13 protein-coding genes, 1 pseudogene and 2 riboswitches are annotated in these 15,581 nt (G+C 40.1%); of the genes and pseudogenes, 10 read left to right on the top strand and 4 right to left on the bottom strand.

Going from position 1 to position 15,581, the window contains the following annotated elements; translation table 11 throughout:
* Positions 1-20: 20 nt before the first annotated feature.
* From ACXJIN_RS03715 to ACXJIN_RS03705, 3 genes and pseudogenes are all read right to left on the bottom strand, one after another.
* Positions 21-1,267: pseudogene (locus ACXJIN_RS03715) on the bottom strand (IS256 family transposase).
* Positions 1,268-1,351: 84 nt separating this feature from the next.
* Positions 1,352-2,842 (bottom strand): MutS-related protein, encoded by a 1,491-nt coding sequence (locus tag ACXJIN_RS03710; RefSeq protein ID WP_456399513.1) that lies wholly within the window; start codon positions 2,840-2,842, stop codon positions 1,352-1,354.
* Positions 2,814-4,370 carry a MutS-related protein gene (locus ACXJIN_RS03705; protein WP_456399511.1) on the bottom strand — a complete coding sequence of 519 codons (1,557 nt, stop codon included), beginning with the start codon at positions 4,368-4,370 and terminating at the stop codon, positions 2,814-2,816. Before ACXJIN_RS03705 ends, ACXJIN_RS03710 begins: the two co-directional genes overlap by 29 nt.
* 40 nt (positions 4,371-4,410) lie before the next feature.
* Positions 4,411-4,472, bottom strand: a riboswitch (Fluoride riboswitch).
* A gap of 443 nt (positions 4,473-4,915) precedes the next feature.
* Positions 4,916-4,977, top strand: a riboswitch (Fluoride riboswitch).
* Between the two features lie 18 nt (positions 4,978-4,995).
* On the opposite strand from ACXJIN_RS03705, the gene ACXJIN_RS03700 reads away from it, so the two are divergent.
* Genes ACXJIN_RS03700 through ACXJIN_RS03670 form a run of 7 tightly spaced genes read left to right on the top strand, consistent with a single transcriptional unit; the run spans position 4,996 to position 12,235 of the window.
* The gene (locus ACXJIN_RS03700) at positions 4,996-5,946 is read left to right on the top strand and encodes a respiratory chain complex I subunit 1 family protein (RefSeq protein ID WP_456399509.1); all 951 of its coding nucleotides are present in this window, start codon (positions 4,996-4,998) and stop codon (positions 5,944-5,946) included.
* 1 nt (position 5,947) lies between these two features.
* Positions 5,948-6,583, top strand: coding sequence for a hydrogenase 4 membrane component (E)-like protein (locus ACXJIN_RS03695; RefSeq protein WP_456399507.1), 636 nt, complete (start codon positions 5,948-5,950; stop codon positions 6,581-6,583).
* Positions 6,584-6,588: 5 nt separating this feature from the next.
* Positions 6,589-7,965 (top strand): proton-conducting transporter transmembrane domain-containing protein, encoded by a 1,377-nt coding sequence (locus ACXJIN_RS03690; RefSeq protein ID WP_456399505.1) that lies wholly within the window; start codon positions 6,589-6,591, stop codon positions 7,963-7,965.
* Positions 7,962-9,200, top strand: a complete 1,239-nt coding sequence (locus ACXJIN_RS03685) for a hydrogenase large subunit (protein WP_456399503.1) — start codon at positions 7,962-7,964, stop codon at positions 9,198-9,200. The genes ACXJIN_RS03690 and ACXJIN_RS03685 overlap by 4 nt, the downstream gene beginning before the upstream one ends.
* A 19-nt stretch (positions 9,201-9,219) precedes the next feature.
* Entirely contained in the window at positions 9,220-9,678 is a 459-nt protein-coding gene (locus ACXJIN_RS03680) for an NADH:ubiquinone oxidoreductase (RefSeq protein WP_456399501.1), read from the top strand.
* Position 9,679: 1 nt separating this feature from the next.
* Entirely contained in the window at positions 9,680-11,554 is a 1,875-nt protein-coding gene (locus tag ACXJIN_RS03675; protein WP_456399499.1) for a proton-conducting transporter transmembrane domain-containing protein, read from the top strand.
* A 30-nt stretch (positions 11,555-11,584) separates the two neighbouring features.
* Positions 11,585-12,235 (top strand): DUF6062 family protein, encoded by a 651-nt coding sequence (locus ACXJIN_RS03670; protein ID WP_456399497.1) that lies wholly within the window; start codon positions 11,585-11,587, stop codon positions 12,233-12,235.
* Here ACXJIN_RS03670 and ACXJIN_RS03665 read toward each other — a convergent pair.
* Positions 12,215-13,771, bottom strand: a complete 1,557-nt coding sequence (locus tag ACXJIN_RS03665) for a GGDEF domain-containing protein (protein ID WP_456399495.1) — start codon at positions 13,769-13,771, stop codon at positions 12,215-12,217. The two genes, ACXJIN_RS03670 and ACXJIN_RS03665, sit on opposite strands and share 21 nt — an antisense overlap.
* Before the next feature lie 268 nt (positions 13,772-14,039).
* On the opposite strand from ACXJIN_RS03665, the gene ACXJIN_RS03660 reads away from it, so the two are divergent.
* The 3 genes from ACXJIN_RS03660 to ACXJIN_RS03650 all read left to right on the top strand — a co-directional run.
* Positions 14,040-14,222 carry a hypothetical protein gene (locus ACXJIN_RS03660; protein ID WP_456399494.1) on the top strand — a complete coding sequence of 61 codons (183 nt, stop codon included), beginning with the start codon at positions 14,040-14,042 and terminating at the stop codon, positions 14,220-14,222.
* A 20-nt stretch (positions 14,223-14,242) separates the two neighbouring features.
* Positions 14,243-14,773, top strand: coding sequence for a GNAT family N-acetyltransferase (locus ACXJIN_RS03655; protein WP_456399493.1), 531 nt, complete (start codon positions 14,243-14,245; stop codon positions 14,771-14,773).
* A 198-nt stretch (positions 14,774-14,971) separates the two neighbouring features.
* Positions 14,972-15,581, top strand: a 610-nt coding sequence (locus ACXJIN_RS03650) for a transposase (RefSeq protein ID WP_456399491.1), incomplete at its 3' end; no start/stop codon positions are given.

Here is a 15,581-nt window from a genome sequence, read left to right as displayed (position 1 = left end):
CGTTGATCTGAGATAAGAATTCATAAATAAGATTCAACCCTTTCTTTGAAGTATACCGCTAATTGGGCTAGAATAGAAGCCCAATTTTTTTGCCTCATGGTCCATTTCTTTTCCAGGTCCATAGTTACCAAGTAAAGCATTTTCAGCACCGCCGTATCGTTCGGAAAAACACTCTTTGATTTCGTCGTTTTCCTTAATTGCCTGTTGAATGATTCTATGGGATTGGTCGTGTATATGAGCGTTCTTATCTCCGGTGGATATTTGAAATACGTGGATAAGGCTTCCCAATTGTCCTGCCATGATTTGAAGGATAAGGGATATTTCTTTCCCCATTTCTCTTTTAATTTCATGAGGTTGTTCCAAGCGTTCTCTTTCGTTGGAGCTTTGTACACGCTTTTGAAATCCCTGGCCATTTCTTTTCTGTCTTTATATGAGACGTATTTGAACGTGTTTCTCAATTGGCGGACTATACAGCGTTGTACTTCTCTTTTTGGATATACAGCCTTTATTGCATCCTCAAAGCCTGTCAATCCATCCACAGTCGTTATGAGTACATCTTTAATTCCACGGTTTTTTAATTCGTTCAATACCATGAGCCAATATTTAGAACTCTCATTCTCCGCTATCCACATGCCAAGGACGTCTTTCATCCCGTCCAAATTTATCCCTATCGCCACATATACATTCTTGTTCTTTACTTGTCCATCTTCAAGTACTTTGAACCTTATTCCATCCATGTACATGATGGCGTACACATCTTCTAAAGGCCTGTTTCTCCATGATTCAACAAGAGGCAATATCCTATCTGTAAAACGGCTTATCGTTTCAGGTGATAGATTCATCCCGTATATCTCTTTTGCTCATGTATGTCAGCTAAACTCATCCCTTTGGCATACATGGATAGAATCTGTCCTTCTATTTGAGAAGATACCTCTTTCGAATATTTGGGAACTACCCTGGGTTCAAACTCTGATTTCCTGTCTCTGGGAATGGATATATCCATATCTTCCATGGTCGTCCTTATCTTCTTGGAAGAATAACCATTTCGATCGTTGTCGGTCATTTTGTGATTGTAATCGTACTTTGAATATCCAAGAGAATCTTCCATCTCAGCTTCAAGGAGTTCTTGAAGTATGTCTGCAAACATTCCTTTGAGCAATTCTTCTACGTCGCTTACACCTTTTATTTCTCCTGATTTGATCATTTCTCTAAGTATCTTTTTGTCAAGAAAAACATTTCTGGAATTCTTGGAATCTTTTCTTTTCATTTTCATTGGTCCTCCTTTGCTTTGTCTTCTTATTTTATCTCAGGACCAACTTTACACAAACTTTGGGAAAGACTCATTTCATGTTCATTTTTCGAATAAACGCTCGTACAAATCGATGCCAAAACTCGTTTGTAAAGGCTTTCCTTCTTTTATTTTGAAGGTGCGGTTGCCGTCTTCCAATCGTTCGGCTACCAAGAAGATAGCATCATCAAAATGCTTTTCATACATGGAATGAGCAAATTCGTACATGTGAGTGACGAAAAACACCTCGACGTCTTTCTCTTTAAGAGCCAAAACAACTTCCTTTGCTATTTCAGAGCCTTCTATTTCATTCGTCGCGGAAAATGATTCGTTAAATAGAATCATTGAATGCGGTACGAGATCGGTGGCTATTTTATTCATTCTCCTCAACTCCTCATCGAATTTTCCGCTCTCCATCTTTTCATCTTCTTCCCTTTTGTAATGGGTGAAGATCTTTTTCGATATGCTTGAAGAGAAATGTTGTGCTGGAACAAAAATACCGCTCTGCATCATCAACTGTGCAATTCCGATGCTTCTTAAAAACGTGGATTTTCCTCCCCTGTTGGCGCCTGTTATCACAAAGAGATTTTTACCATTTGCCTTTAGGTCATTTCCAACAACTTTCTTGTTTAGGGTTAACGCCAGAGAAGGATCATACAAGCATTTGAATTCATGCACCGATGTGCCAATATCGTGTGGCACTGGGAAAGATAAAGGCTCTTCCAACCTTTCTAAAGAGTAGTAAAGGTTCATCGTAGCCAGGTAAAAAGCGAGCTCAGTTTTCAAGACTGTGAAAAAACTAAGAATGTGATCTACGGATTGAGTAAGCGCATTTGCGACGGAATTTATTCCTCTTTCTTTCAGATTAGATAAAGCTTTTGCACCATTTTGATCTCTTTCAGCTATGCGGAAAGTGAATTCTTCTTCTCTCTTTGAAAAGATCTTAGAAATCCATCGTTTTTTCTCTTCGTTTGGCTTACGTAAGGTGTAATTTACCCCTTTGTTTCCCATTCCAAGGTCAGCGCTTATCAACATGCCATTTTTGAATTCCAAAGTTTCCAGATGCTTCTCAACTTCTTCAAAATACTCATCACTCAGTTCATTCTTTACCATGTTAAAGAATCTTTTGAAGCCTTTGGAATGGAATTTTCCAGATTTTTCATCTGCGATATTTCGGAGTTTTTTAAGCGTCTTAACGAGCATTGTCATGGCTTTTACAGAACTGTCAAGCATGCCAATAGGATACCTGCTGAAAAAACCGAAGAAGGTGTTTTTCTCAACATCAAAAGACTCTAAAGATATATCGTACATTTCCTTTATTAAAGAAGGATTGGCCAAACAATCTTTTAAAATTTCTTGTCGATACAAGATGCTTTTAACATCAGATAACGGAGAAAGAATGGCCGCTTCTGAAACTTCCCTAAAGAAATCATCTTCTTTTGCCATTGCATCAAAAAGAACGTTTAACTCTAGATCTTGAACGACTTCTTTCCATTGAGGCATTTTCCTTTGTAAATCAAAATCCTTATCTTCGTACATCAGAAAAACTTTCATCTTTCACCCTCTTTTTCAACTGTTCGTAAGTGAGGCCGTATTTTTTTGCCAATGAAACGGCATATGAAAGTCCGTTCGATGGTCTTCTTAAAATTTTGTACGTTCTCATCTCTGGATTTGTTTCAGAAACGGTACTCACCATACTAACCGTTTTTTCATTCAATTCAGATAACTCGTACATAAAAGTGACCAACAGGGCAATGGAATCCTTTTTCATTATCTCTTCCATGACTTTTTTGGCTAAAAATTTCGCGTCTTCAAGAGTTGTGGAAGAAAAGATCTCGTTCATTATTATGATGCTATCTTTAGAGGCCTTATCCAAGATATTTCTTATCCTTATCAAATCGTCTTCCAATTTTCCGCGGAGATTCCCTATCTTTTCCTCTTTTTCAAAATGGGTAAATATGTTGTCGAACAAAAAGAGTCGCGCTTCACTTGCAGGTATGGGGTAACCCATCTTTGCAAGATAATGTACCTGCCCAAACATGCGTGCGAATGTCGTTTTTCCGCCTTGATTTGGACCGGTAACGACTATGATCCTTTCAGGATCATTCAAGTAAAAATCGTTGCTCACCACTTTTAAACCCTCTCTGTGCAGTTTGAAAGCCAGTGCCAAATCAAAAGCATCCTTTGCGTATATTTCTTTTGAAGTGGTAAACTCCGGATAACAGAAGTCTAGTCCATATTTTTTCAGGGGCTCTATGTATTCTAAATAGGTGACGTAAAACTGGATTTCTCTATCAAACCTTGAAATTGTTTTATCGATGTAAGAGGCATTTACGCCGTAAAACCTTTCCAAATCCGAAAATTCTTCCTCATACAGCTTTGCCACCAAGTCCAGCACTTTCTCTTCAACACCGTTCATATCCATAGATTCATCGAATTCAACTGTGTAATCTTTAACGGCTCCTTGCTTAAATCTTTCAAACGTTTTCAGGACTTCAGACGCGTAGTCTTTTTCACCATTGTATTTCTGAACTTTAACTTTGTTTTCTTTTATCAAAAGCGTGTATTTGATGCGGAGAAGCTTTGAAAGGACTTCTTGCGTTTGTGAGAAGAGTTCCATGAATTTGTTTGAGTTCACATAAGATTCTAAATATTCTCTGAATTGGATAAGCCCTTGAGATTTCAAATCAACATTTTCCAGTCTTTCAAGCAATTCCTTTATGGCTTTCACGTAAACATCTACCGCATCGACAAACCATCTTTCCTTTTGATAATTCAAAGTCAGTTTGTCACTGTAAGATTTGTAAAGACGGCTTTTGCGCATCTTCATGGCAAATTCATCTATTACGGAAAAAATGTCTTTTTTTTCCAGATCTTTCATGATCTCTTGGCGATATTTTATTTCTTCAACATCTGTAGGAATGATGTAAAAAAATTCCCTCAAGTTGTATTCTCCCTTAATTCCCACAAGCGAGTTTACGATCTGATCTATGTTTAAATCATGAAAGAAGTCAGGCATTTCCAATTTGCCGTTTGTCTGGAAGGTTTTAAGTGTTTTAAACAAAATGCTCTTAAATGCCAAAGACATGGCCTCCTTTTTTGCCATATAAAAAACGATGGCATTCTTTTCAGAAGCCATCAGCTGCTATCAGCATTAAAGGAGAGCTTCATCTCCTTTTTTCATTTTATCACTTTTGAAATGTGGATTCAACAAGCTGATCATGCTCAGAAAATCGTACTTTCTTTTTTCGTCCTGTATTCTTGTTTGTCATCTGAATTTACCAAAATTCTCACATTGTGCGTCAATATTACAAAGCATTTCAAAAAAGGATTAAACTTCACGCTCGAAGTACTTGTCAGAACATATGAGCGTTCCGCCCAGAAATTCAAAATATGAGGTTGAGAGACACAGGACGTGCCGAGAAAACGAAGCGCTCGTGGGAAAATGGTTCCTAAATCAAAGAGTGTACTTAAATGGTGCTCATATGTTTTCATAAGAAATTTTTATAATGTCACTTGTAATATCTTTTGAAATGTTCACGCACAGCATGAGCAAAATTCATTCGCATACAACAAATGTTTAACATCTAATAATCTTTAATTAACTTGCTTTCCGTATAATCCTTTACAAATACCGGCGGTGGAGTTCGCCGTAAAAGCCTTCGGAGGCCGATAACTCCTACCCAAATCTGGATAGGAGGTTTTTTATGCTTGTATTTTTAAGCGTTGTACAACTTCTATATGCTCTACTTTTATCTCCACTTGTATTTGGCATTTTATCCAAAATTGAAGAAAGGATCGAATCGAAAAAAGGGCCGAGTATTTTTCAGCCCTACTACGATCTTTGTAAGCTTTTCAGAAAAGAGATAATCGTTCCAAATCATTCTTCTCCAATCTTTCACAGAGCTCCTTACGTGAGCTTTGCAATGTACAGTTTGCTTACACTTGTACTGCCTGTTATAACCGCTTTTCCACTTCAATTTGGACCTACAGTGGACTTCATAGGCGGTGGTTTGATATTCGGCGCGGCGGCGCTTGTTAAAAAACTTGCAGCGTTGGATAGCAGAAGCAATTATTCTCATTTGGGCTTGTCAAGGGCGGCAAGTATGGGAGCTTTAGCAGAACCCATAACCGTTTTGATATTCATAATGCTTGGAGTTATCTCTGGAACGAACAACCCTTACGTAATAAACAACGTGCTGCAATCGTCGTCTAAGTGGTACCTTTCATTGACACATTGGTTTGTGGCTGCCGCTTTCTTCATGGTTCTCATAGTGGAACTTGGACGCCTTCCAATAGAAAGACACTCAACGGCAGAACTCGGAATGATCGATCAAGGGATGAGCATGGAGTATTCCGGAATGGATCTGGCTTTCGAAAAATGGGGCGGATACGTGAAAAAATTCTTGCTCATGAGCGTCTTTTTGAACGTTTACACCATGCCTTTCTTCGTGCCAATGAAATTGAACTTGTTGTCCGTCTTCATTTATTCAGGTGTTCATTTCTTGAAATTGTTGGGCCTTGTGATAGGCATCGCACTCTTCGAAGAGAGCATATCGAAGTTCAGGCTGTTCAAGAATTTCGATTATCTAGCCTTTGCCTTTTCTCTGGCTTTCTTGAGTTTCCTGGCTTTTTACACGACCGTGGGGAGGGTTTGAGATGAGAGAAACATTTGCGCTTGTCGGTTTTTTCGAGATTCTCATGGTGCTTTTCATGCAATGGGAGATATACACAAAAAAGATAATCACAACTTTTTCCATTTCTTCTTACATAATCGCACTTTTTTTGTTTTACCTGGGAATTGTTCAAAACTCTCCTTACGTTATAGCCTTATCCCTGATCAGCGCGTTTGTGAGAGGCTTTTTCATTCCTTGGTACATGAAACGAAGGATCGTAAGAGATCATTGGAGAGAAAGGGAGATAAAACCCGTTGTCAGCACCGCCATGTCAATAGTGATATCGCTGCTTATCGTGGTTTTTGCTTACGTTCTTTACAGGGTTACCTTCTACAATTCAATTCATTTGGTTGAAGGTTCGATTCCAATGGCTTTACTTCTTCAAGGTGCGTTTCTCATTATTTCACGAAGGAACGCCTTCATTCAATTGATAGGCTACATGACGATGGAAAACGCCTTGTTTCTTTTCGAGAGTTACCTTTTTCCGGGCTTGCCTTTTATAGTTGAAGCTGGTGTCGTGCTTGATCTTATAGGAATAATAGCCATAGCGGGTGTCGTTGTGAGAATGATGAAGAATTCATCTGTCAACATGAATGAATCAGATGAACTGAGAGGATGAGAGCGATGAATTACATTTACACTTTGCCGATATTCTTTACCTTGGCCGCTTCGTTGTTATGTCTTGTAAAGAAAACTTATTTTGAGGAAGTTGTCTCAATCATAGCTGCTTTTTCCACGGTTGCAGTGGCGTTTATCATGGTGTTTTTACCATCTTACACAAGCCATTATCTTTACATAGATGGTCTTTCCAAGGTAATGCTTATCATGGTAAGCATGATATACGCGAGCACGGTAACGTTTTCCACGACTTACATGAAATACATAGACAACCCGTCCTTCGAAAAGCACTTTTATTACTTCTTGATGAATTTATTCGCGTTTAGCATGCTCTTAACCGTTTCCGTGAACGATTTAGGCCTTATTTGGGTTGGCGTGGAAGCGACAACGGTTACGAGTGCTCTGTTGGTCGCAACTGAAAACACGGAGACTTCCATTGAAGCTACGTGGAGGTACATAATAATCGTTTCTGTTGGCTTGATCATATCTTTGCTTGCGAACATATTCATCTACAGCGTTACAGGCACTTTGAATATTCAGCAAATGATGCAAGGCGTCCAAACGAGCAAGATATTGATTCTCGGCGCCATGATGGCCGTAATAGGCTATGGCACCAAAGGAGGAATTTTCCCAATGCACACGTGGCTGCCAGACGTGCATGGAAAGGCGCCAGCGCCGGTTAGCGCGGCGTTTTCTGGAATACTGCTTGCAGTAGCCCTATACGCTATTGCGAGGATCATGCAAATAGTGAATGTGGGCATGGTTAAGGAGTTTGCCTTCTGGCTTGGCCTGCTTACCGTAGCAGTTGCGGCCACTTTGATGATCGTTCAAAAAAATTACAAAAGGCTCTTCGCGTATTCAACGATGGAAAACATGGGAATGATGCTTATAGGATTGTCGTTAGGAAAGTACGCTTTTATAGGCGCGATGATTTTGGCGCTTTCGCACGCTTTTGCAAAATCATCCGTCTTTTACCTTAGTGGAAACATATTGGCGAGATACAAAAGCAAGAAAATAGAAGACGTCAAAGGCGTTTCACAACGCATGCCATTTACCGGTTACACGCTTTTCTTTTCGGCGTTAGCCGTTACAGGCACGCCACCGTTTGGAACGTTTATCGGTGAATTGCTTATAACATACGGAATTCTCAAGCACTTCCCTCTCTTTTACGCGTTATTGGTTATTTCTTTCTTGTTGGTGGCTTTTATCAGCATCAACTACAAAGTTGGTTCTATGGTATTTTCCAAACCAACAGACACCGCTGTAACGGAGAGAAAGAGGGTTGGTACCATCGTTCCAATCGTGAACACCTCATTGGCTTTTCTCGTTATTTTCTTCGTACCTCAAATTAGCCAGTTGCTTTCCGTGGGGATGATAAGATGAAAAAAATGCTTGGCATATACGAAAAAGATGGAAAAGAATTTTTGATCGTTCAAGAAAACGGAAAGGTGTTTGTTGAAGATGGAAACGCGGACGATTTTGAAAATGCCAATCTTATACGAAACAGAGATGCGATCGTAAAAGACCCCCTCGAAAGCGAAAAAGATGTCACGGGCGAAGGTGTTTTCGATTTCAGGTATGGTCCCGTCACATCTGGCGTTGGTGAAGCCGGCGTCTACCATCTTTTCACGTATGGCGAAAGGATATTGCAGGTTAAAATAGACACGTCTTACAAGCGGCGAGAAATAGATGCTGGCATGAACGGAAAGAGCGTTGAAGAAGGCTTGAAAATGGCACAGTCGATCTGTGGGAATTTTGGTGTTTCCCATGCTTTAGCATATGCGCGCGCTGTAGAAAACGCGTGTAAAATAAAAGTTCCGTTCGATATAGAGGTTTTGCGGGCCGTCGCTTTGGAATTGGAAAGGATGTACAACCACATGTATGTGATTTCCGGATTAGCTTCGGCAGCCGCTCAGCTTGTTTTGGCTTCTCATCTTCAGGGCCTCTTTGAAGATCTTTTGCGATTAAACAAGCACTTTTCAAATTCGCGCTTCTTGCGGGACTTTGTAAAGATAGGTGGATTGAGTTTTGTTCCGGATAAACAAGTACTGAAAGAAGTATCTCAAAAGATTAAAGAAATTTCATCCGAATTCGAAAAGCTCTTTGAGCGTTCTCTAACGAGTAGAAATTACATAGACAGGTTACATTCAACGGCAATTCTTGATGCTGAAAGCGCCCAAAAGATTGGGCTTACAGGTCCCGCTTTGAGGGCTTGCAACGTTGAAGAAGATTTGAGAATGAATGAAGAAGTTTATTCCAAATTCATTCCCGTCACAGATGAGGAAGGCGATTCGCTTTCGAGAATGGAAGTAAGGGCCCACGAAATCATGCAAAGCGCGGCACTCATACCAAAGATGCTCAGTGAACTCAAAGCCCGAGAAAACGCCACGGTTTTTGAAATCCGTGATGGCGAAGGGCTTGGAGCATGTGAGTCACCTAGCGGAAGTGTGATTTATCGCCTTGACATAACTAACGGCAAAGTAAAAAATCTGTACGTTAGCACGCCATCCGTTTTTGGATTCGCGGCAATTAGCCATTCGATGCGTTCTAACATCTTCACCGACTTTCCATTTGCAGTTGAATCGTACGGCGTGAATTTCGCGGACGCGGCGAGATGAGCGGGAGGAGGATATGAAAATGAAATGGTGGCCAGTTGTTGGCATGTCAAAAATGCTGACTGAAAAAGAAAAGTACGAATCGAAGCACGAAGCCCAAAAACTCGGTCTTTTCAAAAGATCGCTACATCTCTACATGATAGACGTGGGAAATTCAAATCAACTCAACTTTGAAATTCACGCCTTACACACGCCGCGTTACAACATTCATCGATTTGGCATCTATTTTGCCGCTTCGCCAAGGCACGCAGATCTTTTGATCGTCCTTGGAAGGCCCACGAAAAAGATGATAGCGCCGTTGAAAGAAACCATCAGGCAGCTTCCGACTCCGTTTGGAATTGTGCTTATAAAAGGATGCGAAGAAACTGGAACAGATCCGGAAAAATTGAATCTTCCAAACGTGGTTGCAGTTATGGATGGCTGTCCAACGGCTTCAGAAATACTTGGAACGCTCTTGAAAATATCTGGAAAGGTTGATTGACATGGTGTACATAAATCTTGCCATTCTCTTTTCTTTATTTGGAATAACCGCAGTTTTTTCAAAAAAAATTGGCTATTTCATGGCCATGATCGCATCTGTTTTCGCGTTCATAGCCGCTTTAACAGGTTTGACAGGCATGAACGGGTCATTTCGCGAAGTGTATTTCCGCCTATCTTCAAACATATCCATGGGAATTGGGTTGGATAAAACATCCGCCTTCTTTTTGTTGCTGGTTTCCATATCCTGGTTTGCCCTAGCCCTTTATTCTCTGGATTACGGAAAGCATTTTTCCAAAGGCATGGCGTTTGGGTTAAACATCATGTTTTTAGGGGTTCTGCTTACCATATCTGCGCGCGATGCCATTACGTTCATGATCGGATGGGAAATAGCCACAATCTTCGTATATCTTTTAATGTTAGAAAGAAGATCGTTCAAAGAGATCTTTCCCTTCATGGCTTTCAGCGAAATCTCAACGCTTTTCATGTTCATAGCATTTGGTGATCTTTTCATTCAAAACGGAACATTTTCTTTGGATACAAAGGGAACGTCGTTGTTCCTGCTTTTCGCTTCGTTGGCTTTTGTGGTGAAGATGGACATATTTCCGTTTCACACGTGGATATCGAAAGCATACCCGAAAATTCCTTCAAGTGTTAACGCGATGGCAAGCGTTCCCATAACCCTTATGGGAACGTACGGAATCGTCATGGCTTTGTCAATAAGCGGCATTCCACTTTGGTGGGGAATAACAGCCATGATATTCGGGGGGATATCCGCGTTTTGGGGTGGCTTGCAGTCGGTCGCAGCCAAATGGTTAAAATTACTGCCAGCTTATTCAACCGTTGAAAATAACGGAATGATCTTGACAACGTTGGGGCTTTTTGCAACAGCTTACGCTTTTCATTTGAATACGCTGGGAAACTTCGCAATGCTCACCGCTTTTTTCCTCATCTTTTCTCATTCCGTGACAAAAACGCTTATCTTTTTGTCAATAGGGCACGCGAAAATAGCCCTGGATGAAGAGAGTATAGACAACGTAAGGGGAATATGGACATCCGTGGGGAAAATACCGGCAATTTCTTTGGTCATCTCTTCCCTTTCCTTCTCCGCATTTCCTCCGTTAATAGGATACGTCGGTGAATGGATGTTGCTTGAAGCCATATTCCAATCGTACAAATTTCCTTCAATGCTCGCACGCCTCACGGCGGCGTTTACCGGCATCGCGATAGCGCTTGCCATGGGAATGGCAGCGTTTTCAATGGTGAAACTTGCGGGATATACCGCTTTGGGTTACGATCACGGAAAGAAAGCAAAGCAAATACATCATCTGAGCATGAACATAGCAGAACTTATTTTAACCTTCGTGGTGGTTTTAGCGGGATTGTTTTCGCCTTTGTTGGTGAAATTCTTCGGATACAAAGAATTTCTTTCTGGACTTTTGGGAGTCCCAAAGCCTTATCTCATAGTTTCCTCTCATCCCATATTTGGCGTCGTGTCGCCAACGTTCTTGGCGGTAGTGCTTGGAGTGCTTGGAATATTCCCGCTGATATTTTACTTTGCAAAGAGCAAAAAGGTAAAAAGGGTGGATGCCTGGAATGGCGGAGAGGTGCTAAATGAAGGGGAATATTTCAGTGCACCTGCTTATTCTTTCACTCTTGAATACATCTTGAGAAAAGTTTACGCCACAAGAGAAATCAAAGAGAAAAATAAAAGGTATGTGAGTGTTAAAGACATAGTCCATGATATGTATACTGGCCTTATAACGGGGGCAAAGTCAACTTCGTTGGCGCTTTCAAGAACCTTGATGAACGGTCACGTTTACTCTTACATTTTGTACATACTTGTGGTGTTTGTGCTTATTTTCTTTATGGTAAGATAGAAAGAGTGGAAAAGCTGGGGGCGATGAAAAATGTTCGGCAAGAAAACCCAAAATTACAAAAACGAGTATTTGATAGGTCAAATAGATGAAAAGATGAATGTAATTGGATGTCCGATCTGTTCGTTAACGGATAAAGCCGTTCATGATTACATAGATGCGCTCTTTTATGAAAATGTGAATGATCCGGTTGAACGCTCAAACTTCGTGAAAGGCCATGGTTTCTGTTCCAAACATTTGAAAATGGTAGAAGACCACCTTAATTCACATCCGGAACTTGGAATACTCGGTGTGAACATTCTTTATCACGATCTTTTTGATTACGTAGAAAAGGCTTTAGACGAAACGAATGGCAAATTCGGTGATGGATGTGAACTATGCGAAGTTGAAAAAAAGGCAGAGCGAAGGTATCTTGAACTTTTTTCCGAGTTTTTTTCCTTTCCCGATAGAAGGGAAAAGTACGCTCAATCTGTATCAATGGTATGCCTACGGCACACTTACATGCTTAGAGAGATAAAAGGATTTGAATTCAACGCTTTTTTGAAAATTCAAAAAGAGAAACTGGCACGTTTGAAAAAAGATATGGAAGAATTCATAAGAAAAAGCGACTACAGATTTTCAAAGGAATCCCTTACTTCAAGCGAAGGACAAGCGTGGAAAATGTTATCTAGATTCCTTGAGTGATCTCCTTTTAGAGATTTTTTTGAGATTTTCTTTCATAGAATACATTTTAGAATCAGCTTTCTTTAAAGCTTTTTCTATATCGTTCTCCACTTTTTCGACGCCGTATGAAAAAGTTACTCCGTAGTCTGCAGTCTCTTTTTCAAAGGATTTTTTCACCCTTTCAAGTATGGAAACGGCGTCTTTTTTTGTGCAATCTCTTAAAATTATTAAAAATTCGTCTCCTCCGTATCTTATCACGAAATCTCCGCTTCTCAGATTCTCTTCACTCTTTTTGCAAAAAAGTTTAAGCGTTTCGTCCCCTTTATCATGCCCATATTTATCGTTAAGATTCTTAAATCCATCCATGTCTATCATGGCAATAACATCCTGAGATGAAAGCCTTAGATCTTTCAAAACATTCCTGTTGAAAACTCCTGTCAGAGGATCTGTCAATGACGCCTTGTGAGATATCAGCATATTGGAGTAGGTTCTGCCGTAGTCTTTAACGAGAGTTATTCCCAATCCAGCGGTCAGGGCCATTGTCACATATGGAATCAGAAAGGCGTTTGGTTTTCCCTTAAAAGCAAGGATAATAGCGTAAATCGCAATTTCTGTGCTTAGACTTAAAGGATAAATCATTTCATACCTTTTACGCCAGTAAACTTCTATTGTTGAAATGGCAATTAGTACAACTGTAAATAAAGCTCCAATTATCAATGATTCTTTGAATAAAGAGGGTGTTGGTTGGAGGAAAACACAAATGGATATGGCAAGCGATACACCAAGAAACGGCTTTGAAAATTTTAAATTCGTAAATAAACTTCTCTCCATTCCGTCAAAGAAGAGAAATACGGACATGTACAAAGAAATCAAGAGGAGTTTTCTAAAAAGCAAGTAAGTTGAAACGTTGCTGACGTTCCAATACTGCAGATCGATTAAGTAAAAGGACATAAAAAACGCCGACATTCCTATGACAAAATACCTTCTCCTGTTTCTATCGTCCATAAATGCCAAAGAAGTTAGTATCAGTCCTAAGGCTAATGCCATTCCCATGACGATCAAAGTAATTTGAGATTTTAAAAATCTCGTCGCCAAAATTTTCCCTTCTATTTGCGAACGCCATCCTATGTAAGGAGCCACAGTAAAACCGCCGTTGTAAAGAGCGAAGACTTTCACTTTTAGCACGTTTTCTCCGTTTTTCAAATAACATGAAAGTGGAATTGAAAAGATGGAGTTCCATATGTTTGCGGTGCCGTTTTTGAGATTTCCAGTTTGGTAGATCTCTTTGCCGTTCAAATAAACGGCGAACCCTCCACCTTCAACTTGCGGAAAAACGAGCGTGTCTCCCACTTTTCCTTCAAAGTTGGTCGTAAATGTTAGCAATTTTGGATGCTTTGTCTTTAGCTCGAAGGGCACGCGAATAAATTCTTTCTTTCCTTTAAAGGACAATTGCCATCTTTCAAGAAGTTGTCCATTTGGAGAGAAAATGTAGATGGAAATGAAGTATACCATTATAAATACAATCAATGAAACCAGCACACGCCACAAGATCTTCACACAATTCTCCTTAACAACACAATTACGGCACTGAAATGAGATTCGTGCATATTATACCTATTTTAAGAAAAATCGACAAATTTGGATAGCTTACAAAAAGTGAAACAGAAAAACATGCTAAAATCGAGGAGGTACCGGTGAAGCTATTTTTTAAGAAGTCTGCCCTCGTTTACAATAGAATTGGCAGTGAAGCCATTTCATTCAATGAATCTGCCCCCGCAAGCGGGGGAAGTAGCAGCAAAGCTGACCAAGGGGGATATGATTTATCGTGAAAGGCAGAATAGCGAGTGTGATAATCGGCGTTATCATCATAATTGTGGAAATCGTTATCTTTGCGAATAACATTGATTACAATCATCCAGAGCATAGCAGCGTCCTCATTATTCAGTTCATGATATTCATGGGGATAGGGTCTGCCCTTGTTTCATATGGAGCGAGGAGAAAAGGATAGTATAAAAGGCTGGTGAAAAAATGCTTGAAGGAGAAATGGTAAGACTTCGAGAATACCACAAAGAAGATATTCCAACCGTATGGAAATACGTAAACGATCCAGAAATCAAGAGAACTTTGGTTCCCGGAATTCCATTTCCTTGGAAGTTGGAAGAAGAGGAAAAATGGTACGAAGACCAAAACGCGAAGGGTGATACATACAACTTCGCGATTGAAAAGAAAGCGGATGGAACTTACATTGGTGGTTGCGGAATAAACAGCGTCGATTGGAAAAACAGCGTTGCGATGGTGGGAATATTTTTGGGAAAGGATTTTTTGTCGCAGGGATACGGTACGGATGCCATGAAGGTGTTGGTTAAGTTCATCTTCGATCAGATGAACATCCACAAAGTTATACTTCATGTTTTTTCGTTCAACAAAAGGGCCATTCGTTCGTACGAAAAGGTAGGTTTCAGAATCGAAGGCACGCTGAGGGAACAGATATACAGGGATGGCAAGTATTACGATGAGGTGATAATGGGAATTTTAGAAGAAGATTGGGCATCAAATTGACACGCCTCAAAGCTATTTTTTGAAATATTCTCAACCTGTGCGTGAAGATTACGAAATCAATTGGAAAGCCGTTAGCATTGAAATCAAAAGTAAAGATGAACCCTCCTCATCAACTACGTTGCCACTCCTCCAAGTTTTGTGAGAAGAATCAAGAGAGCCACTTTCCAAATTGAGAAGTCTGCTCCCATGTAGGAAGCGTTGAAGAAGTCATTTCATGTAAGAAGTCTGCCCCCGCTTGCGGGGAAAGTATTACTTTCTTTCATAGAGATGCTTTTCTTTCATTCCAAGCCAAGGATAAGGCAATTGGCGTTGTTCTTTCCATCCAATACAACTGCAAAGCATACAATCAAGCATATCCAAAGATTTCTTTCTTCATTCAACGATAAGATATTCAAGGTGCTCTTTCGCATAGCATTGAGTGTATCAGGAAATAACGATTCAATTCTCATAGACATTGATTGGACACAGATACAGAAAAGATATTTATTCACTGCGGCGTTAGTTGTAAGAAATAGAACCTTGCCAATAGCTTTTCTTCTCAGAGAAAGGAAAAGAGCCATAGACAGAGTAAAGATGATTGACTTGTTGAAAAGCATAATACCCTCTCATGTTGAAGTGACCATTGTGGCGGATGGAGAATTCTGTAGTCCTGCATTCTTAGATTACATTCATAGAAATGGGTATCACTACATAGTAAGGATGAGAAAGAACATGCTTTTCGACGGAAAGAGAATAAGCTCTTATTCCATCTCAGAAAATGATTACCATGATTTTGGCTTTGGAAAATACTCATCTCAACATATGAATG

The organism is Mesoaciditoga sp., from assembly GCF_054006115.1.
The sequence above is the reverse complement of the archived record's forward strand: the minus strand, read 5'-3'. Positions and strand labels throughout refer to the sequence as shown.

What these genes read in the sequence shown, in the direction of transcription:
- ACXJIN_RS03700 (WP_456399509.1), top strand. Translation starts at nt 4,996, where the DNA reads ATGCTTGTATTTTTAAGCGTTGTACAACTTCTATATGCTCTACTTTTA.
- ACXJIN_RS03685 (WP_456399503.1), top strand. Translation starts at nt 7,962, where the DNA reads ATGAAAAAAATGCTTGGCATATACGAAAAAGATGGAAAAGAATTTTTG.
- ACXJIN_RS03670 (WP_456399497.1), top strand. Translation starts at nt 11,585, where the DNA reads ATGTTCGGCAAGAAAACCCAAAATTACAAAAACGAGTATTTGATAGGT.
- ACXJIN_RS03675 (WP_456399499.1), top strand. Translation starts at nt 9,680, where the DNA reads ATGGTGTACATAAATCTTGCCATTCTCTTTTCTTTATTTGGAATAACC.
- ACXJIN_RS03710 (WP_456399513.1), bottom strand. Translation starts at nt 2,842, where the DNA reads ATGAAAGTTTTTCTGATGTACGAAGATAAGGATTTTGATTTACAAAGG.
- ACXJIN_RS03680 (WP_456399501.1), top strand. Translation starts at nt 9,220, where the DNA reads ATGAAATGGTGGCCAGTTGTTGGCATGTCAAAAATGCTGACTGAAAAA.
- ACXJIN_RS03690 (WP_456399505.1), top strand. Translation starts at nt 6,589, where the DNA reads ATGAATTACATTTACACTTTGCCGATATTCTTTACCTTGGCCGCTTCG.
- ACXJIN_RS03655 (WP_456399493.1), top strand. Translation starts at nt 14,243, where the DNA reads ATGCTTGAAGGAGAAATGGTAAGACTTCGAGAATACCACAAAGAAGAT.
- ACXJIN_RS03695 (WP_456399507.1), top strand. Translation starts at nt 5,948, where the DNA reads ATGAGAGAAACATTTGCGCTTGTCGGTTTTTTCGAGATTCTCATGGTG.